The organism is Pseudomonas sp. St290 (assembly GCF_018325805.1).
Lineage (GTDB): Bacteria > Pseudomonadota > Gammaproteobacteria > Pseudomonadales > Pseudomonadaceae > Aquipseudomonas > Aquipseudomonas bijieensis.
Window position 1 is genome coordinate 2,883,510 of the sequence record NZ_AP014703.1, and the last position, 16,226, is coordinate 2,899,735.

Consider the following 16,226-nt stretch of genomic DNA (forward strand, 5'->3'; position numbering starts at 1 on the left):
CTCTGGAAATAGATCACTCGATTTGCGGTTCTGTAGACCCCGGTCAAGCGCGGTAAGTTTTCCTACATGAAAAAAATAGTCCAGCCGGCGGGTTTTCGTCTCTCCACTGGTCCAATTGTGATGCCGATCATCTATAACTACAGGCTCCTTTGAGCCGACAGTCGAGAAGCCTCTCATGAGTAATGTCTACACAGTGGCCGTTTTAGTGGGCAGCCTGCGCAAGGCATCGATCAACCGCAAGGTAGCACTGGCGCTGGCGGAGCTGGCACCGGCCAATCTGAAACTGAACATCGTTGAAATCGGCGAGTTGCCGCTTTATAACGAAGACATTGACGTAACGCCGCCGGCAGCCTACACCACATTCCGTCAACAGGTGGGCGCGGCTGATGCTTTGTTGTTCGTTACGCCTGAGTACAACCGCTCGGTGCCGGCACCGTTGAAAAATGCCATCGACGTCGGTTCGCGTCCCTACGGCCAGAGTTGCCTGAGTGGCAAGCCGGGTGCGGTGATCAGTGCTTCGCCGGGTGCCATCGGCGGTTTCGGTGCCAACCATCATTTGCGCCAGTCGCTGGTATTCCTCGACGTTCCCTGCATGCAGCAGCCGGAAGCCTACCTGAGCGGTGCCGGGACGGCGTTTGACGAGGCGGGCAACCTGTCGGAGTCGGTGCGGCCTTTCCTGCAAACGTTCATCAATGCCTATGGCAAGTGGGTCGAGCAACACAAGAAGGTTTGATGCCCCGAGATTTCAGGTAAACCCTGTGGCGAGGGAGCTGGCTTGTGGCGAGGGAGCTTGCTCCCGCTCGGTTGCGCAGCAACCGCTCCAGGGCCTGCTTCGCAGTCCAGCGGGAGCAAGCTCCCTCGCCACAAGTGCGCCCCCCTTCAATCCGCGCTTTACTGAATATTCGAATCTCCATATATTCGCCCTTCGCTCATCCAGGCTTTCCGTCGCCATGTCCGATTCCCATAACCCCGTCGATGTCTTCAAGGCCCTGGCCGATGACACTCGTACGCGCATTGCGCTGTTGCTGGCCCGCGAAGGCGAGTTATGTGTCTGCGAGCTCACCGCCGCGCTGGGCCTGAGCCAGCCGAAGATCTCCCGGCACCTGGCGCAGCTGCGCAGCGCTGGCCTGCTCAGCGATCGGCGCCAAGGGCAATGGGTCTACTACCGTCTGCATCCGCAGTTGCCGTCCTGGGTCAGCACCTTGCTGGAGCAGGCGTTGGCCGCCAACACGGCATGGCTGATGGCCGATGTCGAGCGTTTGGTTGCCATGGTTGATCGTCCGGTGGCGCGTTGCTGCTGATTTCCTCTTTTCAAACCTTCTTTCAAGGCTGTTGCGCATGCTCATCGCGTCGTTGATTTTCCTGCTGACCATTACGCTGGTGATCTGGCAGCCCAGGGGGCTTGGCGTTGGCTGGAGCGCGACGCTCGGCGCGTTGCTGGCCCTGTTGAGCGGGGTGGTGCAGGTCGGTGACATTGCGCTGGTCTGGCAGATTATCTGGAACGCCACCGGGACCTTTGTCGCGCTGATCATCATCAGCCTGCTGCTGGACGAGGCCGGCTTCTTCGCCTGGGCGGCCTTGCATGTGGCCCGTTGGGGGAAGGGCAGTGGGCGCAAGCTGTTTGCGTTCATGGTGCTGCTGGGGGCGCTGGTGTCGGCGCTGTTTGCCAATGACGGAGCGGCGCTGATTCTGACACCCATCGTGATTTCGATGTTGCTGGCGTTGCGTTTTTCCCCGGCGGCGACCCTGGCGTTCGTGATGGGGGCTGGTTTCATTGCCGACACCGCGAGCCTGCCCTTGGTGGTGTCGAACCTGGTGAACATTGTCTCGGCGGATTTCTTCGGCATCGGTTTCAACCGCTACGCGGCGGTCATGGTGCCGGTGAACCTGGTCAGCGTCGCGGCGAGCCTGGCGATACTGCTGTGGCTGTTTCGTCGCGACATCCCGCGTGACTACGATCCGCATCAACTGGACGATCCGGCGACGGCGATCCACGACAAGGCGACGTTTTATGCCGGTTGGGTGGTGTTGGTGATCCTGTTGTTGGGCTGCTTTGCCCTGGAGCCGCTGGGGATTCCCATCAGTGCGATCTCCGCGGTCTGTGCGGCGTTGCTGCTGGCAGTCGCGGCCCGCGGTCACAAGATTTCCACCCGCAAGGCGATGAAGGAAGCGCCCTGGCAGATCGTGATTTTCTCCCTCGGTATGTACCTGGTGGTCTATGGCCTGCGCAACGCCGGGCTGACCGGCTACCTGGCCCACTGGCTCGACGGTTTCGCCGAATATGGCGTGTGGGGTGCGGCGATGGGCACCGGCGTGCTGACGGCGTTGCTCTCGTCGGTGATGAACAATTTGCCGACGGTGCTGATCGGCGCCTTGTCCATCGATGCCAGCCAGGCCACCGGGGTGGTGAAGGAGGCGATGATCTACGCCAACGTCATCGGCAGCGACCTGGGCCCGAAAATCACACCGATTGGCAGCCTGGCGACGTTGCTGTGGCTGCATGTGCTGGAGCGCAAGAATATCCGGATCGGCTGGGGGTATTACTTCAAGGTCGGGATCGTGCTTACGGTGCCGGTGTTGCTGGTGACGTTGGCGGCGTTGGCTTTGCGGTTGTCCATCTGAACCGAGTTGGCTGCATCGCGAGCAGGCTCGCTCCCACAGTGGATTGTGTTGTTTACAGCTTCGATGATCTGCACATAACCCTGTAGGAGCGAGCCTGCTCGCGATGAAGCCCTGAAAGGCGCCACAAAACTCATCCGGTACCCGGCACATCCGGCCAAAGATCGGCCACCAGGAATACCCGCTCGGCTTCCTCCCACTCGCCCTCGGCATTTTCAGTCAGGCGCACCATCAGCTGCGCCGGCGCCATGGGCTCGAGGGCCATTCGCCAGGCTTCCAGTTGCGAGGTGTCCCAGGTCTGCTCCGCCGGATAGTGGGCCGGGGCCAGCCAGGCGGCGCGGGGCAGGGGTTGCCAGCGCCCTGGTGGACGTTGGTCGACGAATGCTGGCCAATCACGCTGATGCAGCCAACTGCCCCGTAAATGCCGAGGGTGCGCACCGGTTGGCGGGTCGGCCCGGCCCGGCCAGGGATAAAGCAGGTAGCCGCCGAGCCAGAGCTCTGAGCGAAACGACTCGAGGCCGGCCGGTTCAATGCCCAAGGTCGCCAAGGCCTCACGGCTTTCCGGGCGGGCCGAGATCGGCAGTTGGTGTTCGCGCAGATGCGCCAGTTTACGGTCGAGCCGGTCGTGACAGCCCGGCCCGAGCCACTGCGCGGCGTCCCGGCCATTGCCGTCCTGCGGCCCGAGGTACAACTTGATGGCCAGCTCCAGGTGGTGGATGCCGTCGCGATCGCGTAGCAGCAGGTCCAGTTCGCCCAGCGTATGGCCTTCGCGCCGGATCGGCAGATTCGCGGCGATCAATTCGATGCCCGGGGCATGCTGCACGGCAAACTGCCAGAGCCTTTCGTAATACAGGCCCAGGCGTCGTGTCCGCCCTTGGGACAGGCAGTGCAGCAAGGGGTAGCTGTCGCGGTCCAATTGCCGCAGCCAGTGTTCCAGTCGATGGGGATCCTGCACCCAGTCACTGCCGGCCAGGGGATGGCGCTGGGGCCAGGGCGTGTCGATGAGCATCGGCGGGGCGATGATCGCCCACGCGAGGTCGCGCACTTCGGGATGGCGCAGGCGGCGGGGCAAGTCGAGCAATTCAGGGAACAGGATCATTTTGCGAGCATAGCCTGTGGCAAGGCTTAAAGAATTTTGTCTATGGAGCGCTTTCGCCCATAATCGTGGTTTTCGCCCGCCGCAGACCCTCGCAGGAGCCTCATGGAGCAATTTCGCAATATCGGCATCATCGGTCGCCTGGGCAGTTCGCAGGTGTTGGACACCGTTCGCCGTCTCAAACGTTTCCTCCTGGAGCGGCACCTGCATGTGATCCTCGAAGATACCATCGCCGAAGTGCTGCCGGGCCATGGCCTGCAGACCTCGTCGCGCAAGATGCTCGGCGAAGTCTGCGACATGGTGATCGTGGTTGGCGGCGACGGCAGCCTGCTGGGGGCCGCCCGGGCCCTGGCGCGGCACAATATCCCGGTGCTGGGGATCAACCGCGGCAGCCTGGGGTTCCTCACCGATATCCGCCCTGACGAGCTGGAGACCAAGGTCGCCGAGGTGCTGGACGGCCATTACCTGGTGGAAAACCGCTTCCTGCTGCAAGCCGAGGTCCGCCGTCACGCCGAGGCCATCGGCCAGGGCGATGCCCTCAATGACGTGGTGCTGCACCCCGGCAAATCCACGCGCATGATCGAATTCGAACTGTACATCGACGGTCAGTTCGTCTGCAGCCAGAAGGCCGACGGCCTGATCGTCGCGACCCCGACCGGTTCCACGGCTTACGCGCTTTCAGCCGGCGGGCCGATCATGCACCCCAAGCTCGACGCTATTGTGATCGTGCCCATGTACCCCCATACCTTGTCTGGGCGACCGATTGTGGTCGATGGCAACAGTGAGCTGAAAATCGTCGTGTCCAAGGATATGCAGATCTACCCGCAAGTGTCCTGTGACGGTCAGAACCATTTCACCTGCGCGCCGGGTGACACCATCACCGTCAGCAAGAAAGCGCAGAAGCTGCGCCTGATCCATCCGCTGGATCACAATTACTACGAAGTCTGCCGGACCAAGCTCGGCTGGGGCAGTCGGTTGGGGGGTGGAGGCGACTGATGCTCGATCCTGCGCGCAGTTACGATTTGATCGGTGACGTGCACGGATGCGCCCTGACCCTGGAACACCTGCTGGACCGACTCGGTTACCACAAGCAGGGCGGGGTCTGGCGGCATCCGTCGCGCATGGCCGTGTTCCTGGGGGACATCATCGACCGTGGCCCGCGGATTCGTGAAGCGCTGCACATCGTCCATGACATGGTCGTGGCCGGCCAGGCGCTGTGCATCATGGGCAACCACGAGTTCAACGCCCTGGGCTGGAGCACACCGGCCTTGCCCGGCAGCGGCCAGCGCTACGTGCGTGAACACACGCCGCGTCACGCCCGCTTGCTCCACGAGACCCTGACCCAGTTCGAGCAGCATCCCGGTGATTGGCACGACTTCCTCGAATGGTTCTATGACCTGCCGCTGTTTGTCGATGCCGGTCGGTTCCGGGTGGTGCATGCCTGTTGGGATGCGGGCCTGATCGAACCGTTGCGTGGGCTGTTCCCGGACGGTTGTGTCGACGAGCATTTCCTCCAGGCCTCGGCGCAACCGGGCAGTTTTGCCTGCACGGTGTTCGATCGTTTGCTGCGCGGCACCGACATGCGCCTGCCCCATGGCCTGACGCTGACCGGTGGCGATGGCCTGACCCGTTCGTTTTTCCGCACCAAGTTCTGGGAAGACAACCCGCAGACCTACGGCGACATCGTGTTCCAGCCCGACGCCTTGCCGGAGCCGGTGGCCCGTACGCCGCTGTCGCCGGATGAAAAAAACAACCTGTTGCGCTATGGCGCCCATGAACCCTTGCTGTTCGTCGGCCACTATTGGCGCAGCGGTAAACCCGCGCCGATTCGCCCGAACCTGGCCTGCCTGGATTACAGTGCGGTGCTCTACGGCAAACTGGTGGCTTATCGCCTGGACCAGGAAACCCGTCTGGACCCGCACAAGTTTGTCTGGGTCGATGTCGAGCGGCCGGAGGTGGTGCAGTGAGACTGTCTGTCACGCGAACGCATTTTTTGAGGAAGTGCCATGGATGATTCGACGTTCGACCAACTGGAGGCCGCGCTCCTGGCTGCCCCCGGTAACGTCGCGCTGCTGACACTGTTGCTCGACGCCAGTGTCGAGCGCAGCGAGTACGAGCGCGGGCTTGGGTTGTTGCCTGCCGATCTTGAGCAATGGAGCGATGCCCAGGCCTTGAAAATGGCCGCGGCCAGGTTATGTATCGCCGCGAGCCAGGCGCAACGGGCCCTCGGCCTGATTGAAGGCAACGAGCCTGCCGCGCGGATGCTCAGGGCGCGCGCCTTCGCAGCCCTTGAGCAGATGAAGGAAGCCCAGGTGGAATACCGTGCCGCGGTAGACGCCAACCCGGCCCTGGAAGACATGGCGCTATGGCGTCGCTTGAACGTATCCGTGACCGACTTTTCCGCTGCGCAAGGGCGTCCGCGCTTGCGCGTGATCTCCAATGACAACACCGACCAGACCGAGGTCCGGCGCCTGTTGGTGCCGGAAAAGGAAGCCCTGTCCTTCGATGACATCGGTGGCCTGGACGAGCTGAAGAAAACCATTCACAAGAAAATCATCCTGCCTTACCAGAAGCCCGGCCTGTTCCAGCGCTTTCGCAAGCGGGTCGGCGGGGGCGTGTTGCTCTATGGGCCTCCGGGATGTGGCAAGACCATGCTGGCGCGGGCCACGGCCGGGGAGTGCAAGGCGACGTTCTTCAACGTGGCCATTTCCGATGTCCTGGACATGTACATCGGCGAATCCGAGCGCAAGTTGCACGCGCTGTTCGAACAGGCCCGTGCCCAGGCTCCGGCGGTAATGTTTTTCGATGAAGTCGAGGCCTTGGGTGGCAAGCGTTCCAACACCCGGGACTCGACCTCTTCGAAGCTGGTCAGCCAGTTCCTGTCCGAGATGGACGGTTTTACCAAGGACAACCACGGCGTACTGATCCTCGCCGCGACCAACGTGCCTTGGTCGGTGGACTCGGCCTTCAGGCGCCCGGGGCGTTTTGACCGGGTGTTGTTCGTGCCACCACCCGACCGGCCAGCAAGGGAAGCCATGCTCAAGCTGATGATGGAAGGTCGTCCGACGGCCGAGGACATCGACTTTGCCTTCCTGGCGAAAAACACCTCGGGCTTTTCCGGTGCGGACCTGGGTGAGTTGGTGGAAACCGCCGCTGACGAAGCGATCGAAGAGTCCATCAGCGGCGCGAGCGAGCAACCGATCTGCGACCGGCATTTCAAGCAGGCGCTCAAGGAAGTGCGGGCAACCACCCTGGAATGGCTGACCACGGCGCGCAACTACGCGCGCTATGCCAATGAAGGCAACCAGTACGACGAAGTGCTGGCCTTCCTCGACAAACACGGGAAGGGTCGCTGATGGCGCAGTACGGTGGTTATCGCATTGAGGACGAGCCACGTCCGGGCGCCCTGGCCAAGTGGGCCGTCTCGCCTTTCTGGCCGCTGCTGGGGCTGATGTTGGGGGGCGCCTGGCTCGGCTTGCCGTGGTTTGTCTTCAACGCCATCGCGGTGGGCAGCCCGACCCGGGTGCGTGAATGGTTGCTGGCCGGCCTTTGCCTGGTGGGCAGCCTGCTCATCGGTTTGGGATTGCTGCAATTGGTAGAGGCGGGGTACATCCAGAGCCAGGCGCAGATTCAGTACGCCTTGTTGACCTTGGTGGTGTGGAAGCTTGCCATCGGCTATCTGCTGTTCATGCAGCAGAACGCGACCATCGAGATCTACCAATACTACGGTGGCGTGCTGAACCGCTTCGGTTTGCCAGTGGTGTTGATTGGCGCGTTCGTGCTCAAGGGCATGGTCATCAAGTGGGTGCCTGCCACTCTCTGGTATCTGGTGGTGAGCTGATGAATACCGATTATCTGCTGCAGCTGGCGTATCAACGCTTGCAGGCCGACCATTACGACGGTGCCATCGACGCGCTGCGCCAATTGCTGGCGAGCGATCCGGACTCGGCCGAAGCCCATGCGTTGCTGGCGGTGTGCCTGATCAATCTGCGCCGCGTGCATGCCGCCAGGCGCGAGGTGCAGTTGGCGCTGCTGGCCGATGCACAGTTGCCGCTCGCCCATTACGCTGCCGCCCAGGTTGCCATTGCCTTGCGCAAGTTCAAGCTGGCCCAGGAACACTTGACCCAGTTGCTGGATATGGAACCGCTCAATCCGGTCAACTACCGCACGCTGGCCGACCTTTACCAGTTGACCGGCCGCCTGGAACAAAGCCGCGAACCATTGAAAAAAGCCCTGGAACTGGCCCCCGACGATGCGTCCAACCTGGTGGCCATGGCCCAGTTTTATCGTGCCAGCGGCCAGTGGGGGCAAGCGCATCAGTTCGCCCGCCAGGCCTTGCAGGCCGAGCCAGGGCATACCGGGGCCGTGGTGGTACTCGGGCACTTGCTATTGCGCGAAGGTGACGTCGAGGGCGCGCGCGCGCACGCGATCTGGGCCTTGCAGGAAAACGCCAATGACCGGGCCGCGCTGCACTTGCTGACTGCCGTCAAGGCTCGCAGCAGTCTGTTTCTGGGAACATGGTGGCGATTCAACAGTTGGATGAGCGAGCGCAGCGCCAGTCGAGCCATCGTGGTGTTGTTGCTCATGTTCGTGGTCTATCGGGTGGTGGTCATCACCCTGACGGCCCAGGGCTACCCGCAGGTGGCCCAGGTGATTGATTGGCTATGGCTGGGGTTTGCCGCGTACACCTTTGCCGCGCCACAGATATTCAGGCACTCCCTGGAAAAAGAGCTGGCCCAGGTCAAGCTGTCCAGGGAATTCTAAACAGCGAGTGCCCACACGGCGGTCAGTCGTGCTTTGCCTTGGAACCCGCGACATTATTGGAGATTGCTTAACATGTCGTCTTTTGCAGAAATGATCGAGAACATCACCCCTGACATCTACCAAAGCCTGAAACTGGCGGTGGAAATCGGTAAATGGGCCGATGGCAACAAGCTCACCGCCGAGCAGCGCGAGTTGTCGCTGCAAGCGATGATCGCCTGGGAGATCCAGAACCTGCCCGAAGACGAGCGCACCGGCTACATGGGCCCGCAGGAGTGCCAGTCGAAGTCGACCACCGTCCCGAATATCCTGTTCAAGTCGGACGCCATCCATTGATCGAGATTGGCCGCGGTGCAATCAGCAAGATGTCGGCGCGCCTTGACGGGCCGACTGTTCAATACGCCTTTCGCCTGGGCGATGCCGAGGTGCCGGTCAACCCGTTGATTGGCAGCACGGTGCGCCTGGAGTACCTCGGTGCGATCCACTGCACCCACTGTGGACGCCGGACCAAGACCAGCTTCAGCCAGGGTTATTGCTACCCTTGCATGACCAAGCTGGCCCAGTGCGACCTGTGCATCATGAGCCCCGAACGCTGCCATTTCGAGGCGGGCACCTGCCGTGAGCCGGCCTGGGGCGAGCAGTTCTGCATGACCGATCATGTGGTCTACCTGGCGAACTCCTCGGGCGTGAAGGTCGGCATTACCCGTGCCACGCAATTGCCGACCCGCTGGCTGGACCAGGGCGCCAGCCAGGCGCTGCCGATCCTGCGGGTCGCCACGCGTCAGCAATCGGGGTTTGTCGAAGACCTGTTCCGCAGCCAGGTGGCGGACAAGACCAACTGGCGCGCCTTGCTCAAGGGCGACGCCGTGGCGGTGGACCTGCCGGCGATCCGTGACTCGCTGTTCGAAAGCTGCGCCCAGGGATTGCAGGGTTTGCAGGAACGTTTTGGCTTACAGGCGATCCAGACCATAGCGGACGTCGAGCCTATCGAGATCCGTTATCCGGTGGAGCAATACCCGGCCAAGATCGTCAGTTTCAACCTGGACAAGAACCCGATTGCTGAAGGCACGCTGCTGGGGATCAAGGGCCAGTACCTGATTTTCGACACCGGCGTGATCAACATTCGTAAATACACGGCCTACCAGCTCGCCGTGCATCAGTAGAAGGACTCGACCCATGCGCACCGAACAACCGAAGATGATCTACCTGAAGGACTATCAGGCCCCCGAATACCTGATCGACGAGACGCACCTGACCTTCGAGTTGTTCGAGGACCACAGCCTGGTCCATGCGCAACTGGTGATGCGCCGCAACCCCGAGCGCGGGGCCGGGCTGCCACCGCTGGTGCTCGATGGCCAGCACCTGGAACTGGTTTCGCTCAAGCTCGATGACGCCGACCTGGGGCAGGGCGACTACCAGTTGGACGACAGTCATCTGACCCTGCAGCCCAAGGCCCAGGCCTTCACGGTCGATACTACCGTCAGGATCCACCCGGAAACCAACACCGCCCTGGAAGGCCTGTACAAATCCGGCAGCATGTTCTGCACTCAGTGCGAGGCCGAAGGTTTCCGCAAGATCACCTACTACCTCGACCGCCCGGACGTGATGAGCAAGTTCACCACCACCGTGGTGGCCGAGCAGCACAGCTATCCGGTGCTGCTGTCCAACGGCAACCCGATTGCCAGCGGTCCTGGCGAAGACGGCCGCCATTGGGCGACCTGGGAAGACCCGTTCAAGAAGCCTGCCTACCTGTTTGCCCTGGTGGCCGGTGACTTGTGGTGCGTCGAAGACACCTTCACCACCATGAGCGAGCGCACCGTGGCCCTGCGCATTTATGTCGAGCCGGAAAACATCGACAAATGCCAGCACGCCATGACCAGCCTGAAGAAGTCGATGCGCTGGGACGAGGAAGTGTACGGGCGTGAATACGACCTGGACATCTTCATGATCGTTGCGGTCAACGATTTCAACATGGGCGCCATGGAGAACAAGGGCCTCAATATCTTCAACTCCAGCGCCGTGCTGGCCCGCGCCGAAACCGCCACCGATGCCGCGCACCAGCGGGTCGAGGCGATCGTCGCCCACGAATACTTCCACAACTGGTCGGGCAACCGCGTGACCTGCCGCGACTGGTTCCAGCTGTCGCTCAAGGAAGGTTTCACGGTGTTCCGCGATGCCGGGTTCTCGGCCGACATGAACTCCGCCACCGTCAAGCGTATCCAGGACGTGGCCTACCTGCGCACCCACCAGTTCGCCGAGGACGCCGGCCCCATGGCCCACCCGGTGCGTCCGGACAGCTTCATCGAGATCTCCAACTTCTACACCCTGACCGTGTACGAAAAGGGCTCGGAAGTGGTTGGCATGATCCACACCCTGCTAGGGCCTGAGGGTTTCCGTAAGGGCAGTGATCTGTATTTCGAACGCCATGATGGCCAGGCCGTGACCTGCGATGACTTCATCAAGGCCATGGAAGACGCCAATGGCGTCGACTTGACTCAGTTCAAGCGTTGGTACAGCCAGGCCGGTACGCCACGGCTGGCGGTGAGCGAGTCCTACGACGCTAGGGCCAAGACTTACAGCCTGACCTTCAGCCAGAGCTGCCCGCCGACCCCGGACAAGCAGGAAAAGCTGCCGTTCGTGATTCCCGTCGAACTGGGCCTGCTCGACAGCAAGGGCGCCGAAATCCCGTTGCGCCTGGCCGGTGAAGCTGCGGCGAGCGGCACGTCCCGGGTGATCTCGGTGACCGAAGCCGAGCAGACCTTCACCTTTATCGACATCGCCGAACAACCTTTGCCATCGTTGCTGCGCGGTTTCTCGGCACCGGTGAAACTGAGCTTCCCGTACAACCGCGACCAACTGATGTTCCTGATGCAGCACGACAGCGACGGTTTCAACCGCTGGGATGCCGGCCAGCAATTGTCGGTGCAGGTGTTGCAGGAACTGATCGCCCAGCATCAGCAGGGCACCAGCCTGTCGTTGGATCCGCGTCTGGTCAGCGCCTTGCGCACGGTGCTGTCGGACGAATCCCTGGATCAGGCCATGGTCGCGGAAATGCTCTCGCTGCCGAGTGAAGCCTATCTGACGGAAATCAGCGAAGTGGCCGACGTCGAGGCGATCCATGCCGCTCGCGAGTTCGCCCGCCAGCAATTGGCCGATAACCTGTTCGAAGCCCTGTGGCTGCGCTATGAAGCCAACCGCGACCTGTCGAAACGCACGCCATACGTGGCCGAGGCCGAGCATTTCGCCCGTCGCGCATTGCAGAACATCGCATTGTCGTACCTGATGCTTACCGACAAGCCCGAGGTGCTGAGCGCGACCCTGGAGCAGTTCGACACGGCTGACAACATGACTGAGCGCCTGACCGCGCTGGCAGTGCTGGTCAATTCGCCGTTCGAAGCCGAGAAGGCCAAGGCTCTGGAAGTGTTCGCGGAAAACTTCAAGGGCAACCCGCTGGTCATGGACCAATGGTTCAGCGTCCAGGCCGGCAGCCCGCTGCCGGGTGGCCTGGCGCGGGTCAAGGCATTGATGGAGCACTCGGCGTTCAACATCAAGAACCCGAACAAGGTGCGGGCGCTGATTGGTGCATTCGCCGGACAGAACCTGATCAACTTCCACGCCGCCGACGGTTCGGGCTATCGCTTCCTGGCGGACCTGGTGATCCAGCTCAACGGTTTCAACCCGCAGATCGCCTCGCGGCAACTGGCGCCGCTGACCCGCTGGCGCAAATACGACAGTGCCCGCCAGGCGCTGATGAAAGCCGAGCTGGAACGTATCCTGGCGTCCGGCGCGCTCTCCGCCGATGTGTTCGAGGTGGTGAGCAAGAGCCTGGCGTGACCTTGATGCCGCGGTCTGCCTGGCGGACCGCGGTGCCTTCATCGCGAGCAGGCTCGCTCCCACAGTAGGTCTTCAGTGAACACATATTTTGTGCTCAACAGAGATCCATTGTGGGAGCGAGCCTGCTCGCGATAGCGTCAGATGCTTCACCGCTAGTTACTCAGCCATCACTCCACCGAATACTCTGCCATTCACCCCCAGCGCCAGCCCTCCCGGTTAACAAAAGATAACGTGGCGTCGATTGTCAGACCTTTCGAAAGCCCGATAGGATAGGTTCCGCTTGCGAAGTGGCTCTAGATTGCAGGTTTCAGGACTATGCTCCAAGACTGGCAACGTACCAAGCCATAACAATAATAATGGGGGAAAGGTCTATGAATGAGCCTGTCATGGCTGTGGGCCGCAGCCGGCCGCCGATGCTGCGCAGGGTCGCGTTGCTGGCTTCGGCGCTCTCGCTGCTGGGCTCTGCCGTGTTATCGGCACCGGTGATGGCTGTTGCGGCGTCGACATCCGATGTCATCTATTCCGTCGAATCGGCCAAGGCCAGCAAAACCCTGATGCTCGATGTGGTCCACGCCGGCCAGCGCCTGGTGGCGGTCGGTGATCGGGGCCACATTGTCTATTCGGACGATCAGGGCAAGTCCTGGACCCAGGCCAAGGTGCCGACTCGCCAATTGCTTACCGCGGTATTTTTCGTCGATGACAAACACGGCTGGGCCGTGGGGCACGACGCGCAGATCCTCGCCAGCGATGACGGTGGCAGCACCTGGACCAAGCAATTCGAAGACCTGACCCGTGAAGCGCCGCTACTGGATGTCTGGTTCAAGGATGCCAGTCACGGTTTCGCCGTGGGTGCCTACGGTGCGCTGCTGGAAACCACCGACGGCGGCCAGCACTGGGAAAGTGTCAGCGACCGCCTCGATAACGAAGACCAGTTCCACCTCAATGCCATCGCCGCTGTGAAAGATGCCGGACTGTTCATTGTCGGCGAGGCCGGCAGCATGTTCCGCTCCGCCGACTGGGGGCAGACCTGGGAAAAGGTCGAAGGCCCTTACGAAGGCTCGCTGTTCGGGGTCATCGGCACCGCCCAACCCTCGACGCTGCTGGCCTATGGCTTGCGCGGCAACCTTTATCGCTCCACGGACTTTGGCGGTACCTGGGAACAGGTCGAGCTCAAGGCCGCTCGGGGCGCCCTGGAGTTTGGTCTGTCAGGCGCCACGCTGTTGGCGGACGGTTCCATCGTGATTGTCGGCAACGGCGGCAGCGTGGTGCGCAGCACCGACGACGGCGTGACCTTCAGCGTGTTCAACCGTCCGGACCGGATTTCCGTGGCAGCCGTTACGGCGGCAGGCAACGGCAACCTGATCCTGGCGGGGCAAGGCGGCGTGCGTGCCACCACGTCCACCGGCGCCGAACTGAGCAAATGAGTCAGGCCTGCAAGAAGGGCATAAAAACAAGAAGGCGGAACCCATGAGCAGTCATCACCAAGACAAGGCGACGTTCCTCGAGCGCCTGATTTTCAACAACCGCCCGGCAGTGATCGTCATTTGCCTGTTGGTCAGCATTTTCCTGTTCTGGCAGGCCACGCTGATCCGGCCATCGACCAGCTTCGAAAAAATGATCCCCCTCGAGCACCCCTTCATCCAGAAGATGCTCGAACACCGCAACGACCTGGCGAACCTGGGCAATACGGTGCGCATCTCCGTGGAAGCCACCAATGGCGACATTTTCTCCAAGGAATACATGGAGACCCTGCGCCAGATCCACGACGAGGTCTTCTACATCTCCGGCGTCGACCGTTCCGGGCTCAAGTCATTGTGGAGCCCGAGCGTGCGCTGGACCGAAGTGACGGAGGAGGGCTTCGCCGGTGGCGAGGTGATCCCCCAGAGCTATAACGGCTCGGCCGACAGCCTCGATCTGCTACGCAACAACGTGCTCAAGTCCGGCCAGGTCGGGCGCCTGGTGGCCAACGATTTCAAGTCGAGCATCATCGACATCCCACTGCTGGAGTCCTATCCGGATCCGCAGGACCAGGGCAAATTGCTCGCCCTCGACTACCGGAAATTTTCCCACGAGCTTGAAGACAAGATCCGCAACAAGTTCGAGGCCCAGAACCCGAATGTGCAGATCCATATCGTCGGCTTCGCCAAGAAAGTCGGCGACCTGATCGACGGCCTGGTCATGGTGGTGCTGTTCTTCGGCGTGGCGTTCGTCATCACCCTGATCCTGCTGTACTGGTTCACCAACTGCATGCGCAGTACCATTGCGGTATTGACCACTACCCTGGTGGCGGTGGTCTGGCAATTGGGGCTGATGCACGCCGCCGGTTTCGGCCTGGATCCGTACTCGATGCTGGTGCCGTTCCTCATCTTTGCCATCGGCATTTCCCACGGCGTGCAGAAAATCAACGGCATCGCCTTGCAGTCCAGCGAGGCGGACAACGCCCTGACCGCGGCGCGGCGCACTTTCCGGCAGTTGTTCCTGCCGGGGATGATTGCGATCCTGGCGGACGCCGTGGGCTTCATCACCTTGCTGATCATCGACATCGGTGTGATCCGCGAACTGGCTATTGGCGCCTCCATCGGTGTGGCGGTGATTGTGTTCACCAACCTGATCCTGCTGCCGGTGGCGATCTCCTACGCTGGCATCAGCAAGCGCGCGGTCGAGCGCAGCAAGAAAGACGCGACCCGCGAACATCCGTTCTGGCGCATGCTGTCGAACTTCGCCAGCGCCAAGGTCGCGCCGGTGTCCATTGCCCTGGCGGTGATCGCCTTTGGCGGTGGCCTCTGGTACAGCCAGAACCTGAAGATCGGTGACCTCGACCAGGGCGCGCCGGAACTGCGTCCAGACTCGCGCTACAACCAGGACAACAACTTCATCATCAGCAACTATTCCACCAGTTCCGATGTACTGGTGGTGATGGTCAAGACCAAGGCCGAAGGCTGCTCGCGTTATGAAGCCATGGCGCCCATCGACGAGCTGATGTGGAAGATGCAGAACACCGAGGGCGTGCAGTCGGCGATTTCCCTGGTGACCGTGTCCAAGCAGATGATCAAGGGCATGAACGAGGGCAACCTGAAATGGGAAACCCTGTCGCGCAACCCTGATGTGCTGAACAACTCCATCGCCCGGGCCGATGGCCTGTACAACAACAGCTGTTCGTTGGCGCCGGTGCTGGTGTTCCTCAACGACCACAAGGCCGAGACCCTGGATCGCGCGGTGAAGGCCGTGCAGGACTTCGCCAAGGAAAACAACCGTGACGGGTTGGAGTTCATCCTCGCTGCCGGTAACGCCGGCATCGAAGCGGCCACCAACGAAGTGATCAAGGAATCGGAACTGACCATCCTGATCCTGGTGTACATCTGCGTGGCGACCATGTGCATGATCACCTTCCGCTCCTGGGCGGCGACGCTGTGTATCGTGCTGCCGCTGGTACTGACCTCTGTACTGGGCAACGCCCTGATGGCCTTCATGGGCATTGGCGTGAAGGTCGCGACCTTGCCGGTGGTCGCCCTTGGCGTGGGGATTGGCGTGGACTACGGGATCTACATCTACAGCCGCCTGGAGAGTTTCCTGCGCGCCGGATTGCCGTTGCAGGAGGCCTACTACCAGACCCTGAAGTCCACCGGTAAAGCCGTATTGTTTACCGGCCTGTGCCTGGCCATTGGCGTGTGCACCTGGATCTTCTCGGCCATCAAGTTCCAGGCCGACATGGGCTTGATGCTGACGTTCATGTTGCTGTGGAACATGTTCGGTGCGCTGTGGCTGCTGCCGGCGCTGGCACGGTTCCTGATCAAGCCGGAGAAGCTGGCGGGGCAGAAGGGTAATTCGTTGTTTGCACATTGATCGAGGGCGAACCTGTCCAGTACAGCCCTAGTGGCGAACCCATGTGGGAGCGAGCGTGCTCGCGATAGCGGTG

At 61.6% G+C, this 16,226-nt stretch carries 14 protein-coding genes; 13 read left to right on the forward strand and 1 reads right to left on the reverse strand.

Features of this window, described 5'->3' with window-relative positions:
• The first annotated feature begins 175 nt into the window (after positions 1-175).
• The 3 genes from PBDP_RS12760 to PBDP_RS12770 all read left to right on the forward strand — a co-directional run bounded on the left by PBDP_RS12760 (position 176) and on the right by PBDP_RS12770 (position 2,622).
• Positions 176-733 carry an NADPH-dependent FMN reductase gene (locus PBDP_RS12760; protein WP_212802327.1) on the forward strand — a complete coding sequence of 186 codons (558 nt, stop codon included), beginning with the start codon at positions 176-178 and terminating at the stop codon, positions 731-733.
• A 217-nt stretch (positions 734-950) separates the two neighbouring features.
• Positions 951-1,301 carry a metalloregulator ArsR/SmtB family transcription factor gene (locus PBDP_RS12765; RefSeq protein WP_109756043.1) on the forward strand — a complete coding sequence of 117 codons (351 nt, stop codon included), beginning with the start codon at positions 951-953 and terminating at the stop codon, positions 1,299-1,301.
• Between the two features lie 37 nt (positions 1,302-1,338).
• The gene (locus tag PBDP_RS12770) at positions 1,339-2,622 is read left to right on the forward strand and encodes an arsenic transporter (RefSeq protein ID WP_109756044.1); all 1,284 of its coding nucleotides are present in this window, start codon (positions 1,339-1,341) and stop codon (positions 2,620-2,622) included.
• Between the two features lie 130 nt (positions 2,623-2,752).
• Here the strand turns inward: PBDP_RS12770 and PBDP_RS12775 are convergent, their stop codons facing one another.
• Positions 2,753-3,829 (reverse strand): DUF1853 family protein, encoded by a 1,077-nt coding sequence (locus PBDP_RS12775; protein ID WP_411828783.1) that lies wholly within the window; start codon positions 3,827-3,829, stop codon positions 2,753-2,755.
• Here PBDP_RS12775 and PBDP_RS12780 point away from each other — a divergent pair.
• The 10 genes from PBDP_RS12780 to PBDP_RS12825 all read left to right on the forward strand — a co-directional run bounded on the left by PBDP_RS12780 (position 3,821) and on the right by PBDP_RS12825 (position 16,153).
• On the forward strand, positions 3,821-4,711 hold the full coding sequence (locus tag PBDP_RS12780; protein WP_003202709.1) for an NAD(+) kinase: 891 nt from the start codon (positions 3,821-3,823) through the stop codon (positions 4,709-4,711). The two genes, PBDP_RS12775 and PBDP_RS12780, sit on opposite strands and share 9 nt — an antisense overlap.
• Positions 4,708-5,682, forward strand: coding sequence for a metallophosphoesterase (locus tag PBDP_RS12785; protein ID WP_176689558.1), 975 nt, complete (start codon positions 4,708-4,710; stop codon positions 5,680-5,682). The genes PBDP_RS12780 and PBDP_RS12785 overlap by 4 nt, the downstream gene beginning before the upstream one ends.
• A 39-nt stretch (positions 5,683-5,721) precedes the next feature.
• A complete protein-coding gene (locus PBDP_RS12790; RefSeq protein WP_109756047.1) occupies positions 5,722-7,071 on the forward strand; it encodes an ATP-binding protein in 1,350 nt (449 codons plus the stop codon).
• Positions 7,071-7,556, forward strand: a complete 486-nt coding sequence (locus PBDP_RS12795) for a hypothetical protein (RefSeq protein WP_109756048.1) — start codon at positions 7,071-7,073, stop codon at positions 7,554-7,556. Before PBDP_RS12790 ends, PBDP_RS12795 begins: the two co-directional genes overlap by 1 nt.
• Positions 7,556-8,479 carry a tetratricopeptide repeat protein gene (locus PBDP_RS12800; RefSeq protein WP_212802328.1) on the forward strand — a complete coding sequence of 308 codons (924 nt, stop codon included), beginning with the start codon at positions 7,556-7,558 and terminating at the stop codon, positions 8,477-8,479. Before PBDP_RS12795 ends, PBDP_RS12800 begins: the two co-directional genes overlap by 1 nt.
• Before the next feature lie 72 nt (positions 8,480-8,551).
• Complete coding sequence (locus PBDP_RS12805; RefSeq protein WP_109756050.1) at positions 8,552-8,812, forward strand: YeaC family protein; 261 nt, start codon at positions 8,552-8,554, stop codon at positions 8,810-8,812.
• Positions 8,809-9,639 (forward strand): DUF2797 domain-containing protein, encoded by an 831-nt coding sequence (locus PBDP_RS12810; protein ID WP_212802330.1) that lies wholly within the window; start codon positions 8,809-8,811, stop codon positions 9,637-9,639. The genes PBDP_RS12805 and PBDP_RS12810 overlap by 4 nt, the downstream gene beginning before the upstream one ends.
• Positions 9,640-9,652: 13 nt before the next feature.
• Complete coding sequence (gene pepN / locus PBDP_RS12815) at positions 9,653-12,310, forward strand: aminopeptidase N (protein ID WP_163853986.1); 2,658 nt, start codon at positions 9,653-9,655, stop codon at positions 12,308-12,310.
• Between the two features lie 371 nt (positions 12,311-12,681).
• Positions 12,682-13,734, forward strand: a complete 1,053-nt coding sequence (locus PBDP_RS12820) for a WD40/YVTN/BNR-like repeat-containing protein (RefSeq protein WP_116832186.1) — start codon at positions 12,682-12,684, stop codon at positions 13,732-13,734.
• Between the two features lie 43 nt (positions 13,735-13,777).
• Positions 13,778-16,153 carry an efflux RND transporter permease subunit gene (locus PBDP_RS12825; RefSeq protein WP_116832187.1) on the forward strand — a complete coding sequence of 792 codons (2,376 nt, stop codon included), beginning with the start codon at positions 13,778-13,780 and terminating at the stop codon, positions 16,151-16,153.
• Positions 16,154-16,226 lie beyond the last annotated feature (73 nt).

What these genes read in the sequence shown, in the direction of transcription:
- PBDP_RS12760 (WP_212802327.1), top strand. Translation starts at nt 176, where the DNA reads ATGAGTAATGTCTACACAGTGGCCGTTTTAGTGGGCAGCCTGCGCAAG.
- PBDP_RS12765 (WP_109756043.1), top strand. Translation starts at nt 951, where the DNA reads ATGTCCGATTCCCATAACCCCGTCGATGTCTTCAAGGCCCTGGCCGAT.
- PBDP_RS12770 (WP_109756044.1), top strand. Translation starts at nt 1,339, where the DNA reads ATGCTCATCGCGTCGTTGATTTTCCTGCTGACCATTACGCTGGTGATC.
- PBDP_RS12780 (WP_003202709.1), top strand. Translation starts at nt 3,821, where the DNA reads ATGGAGCAATTTCGCAATATCGGCATCATCGGTCGCCTGGGCAGTTCG.
- PBDP_RS12790 (WP_109756047.1), top strand. Translation starts at nt 5,722, where the DNA reads ATGGATGATTCGACGTTCGACCAACTGGAGGCCGCGCTCCTGGCTGCC.
- PBDP_RS12795 (WP_109756048.1), top strand. Translation starts at nt 7,071, where the DNA reads ATGGCGCAGTACGGTGGTTATCGCATTGAGGACGAGCCACGTCCGGGC.
- PBDP_RS12800 (WP_212802328.1), top strand. Translation starts at nt 7,556, where the DNA reads ATGAATACCGATTATCTGCTGCAGCTGGCGTATCAACGCTTGCAGGCC.
- PBDP_RS12805 (WP_109756050.1), top strand. Translation starts at nt 8,552, where the DNA reads ATGTCGTCTTTTGCAGAAATGATCGAGAACATCACCCCTGACATCTAC.
- pepN (WP_163853986.1), top strand. Translation starts at nt 9,653, where the DNA reads ATGCGCACCGAACAACCGAAGATGATCTACCTGAAGGACTATCAGGCC.
- PBDP_RS12820 (WP_116832186.1), top strand. Translation starts at nt 12,682, where the DNA reads ATGAATGAGCCTGTCATGGCTGTGGGCCGCAGCCGGCCGCCGATGCTG.
- PBDP_RS12825 (WP_116832187.1), top strand. Translation starts at nt 13,778, where the DNA reads ATGAGCAGTCATCACCAAGACAAGGCGACGTTCCTCGAGCGCCTGATT.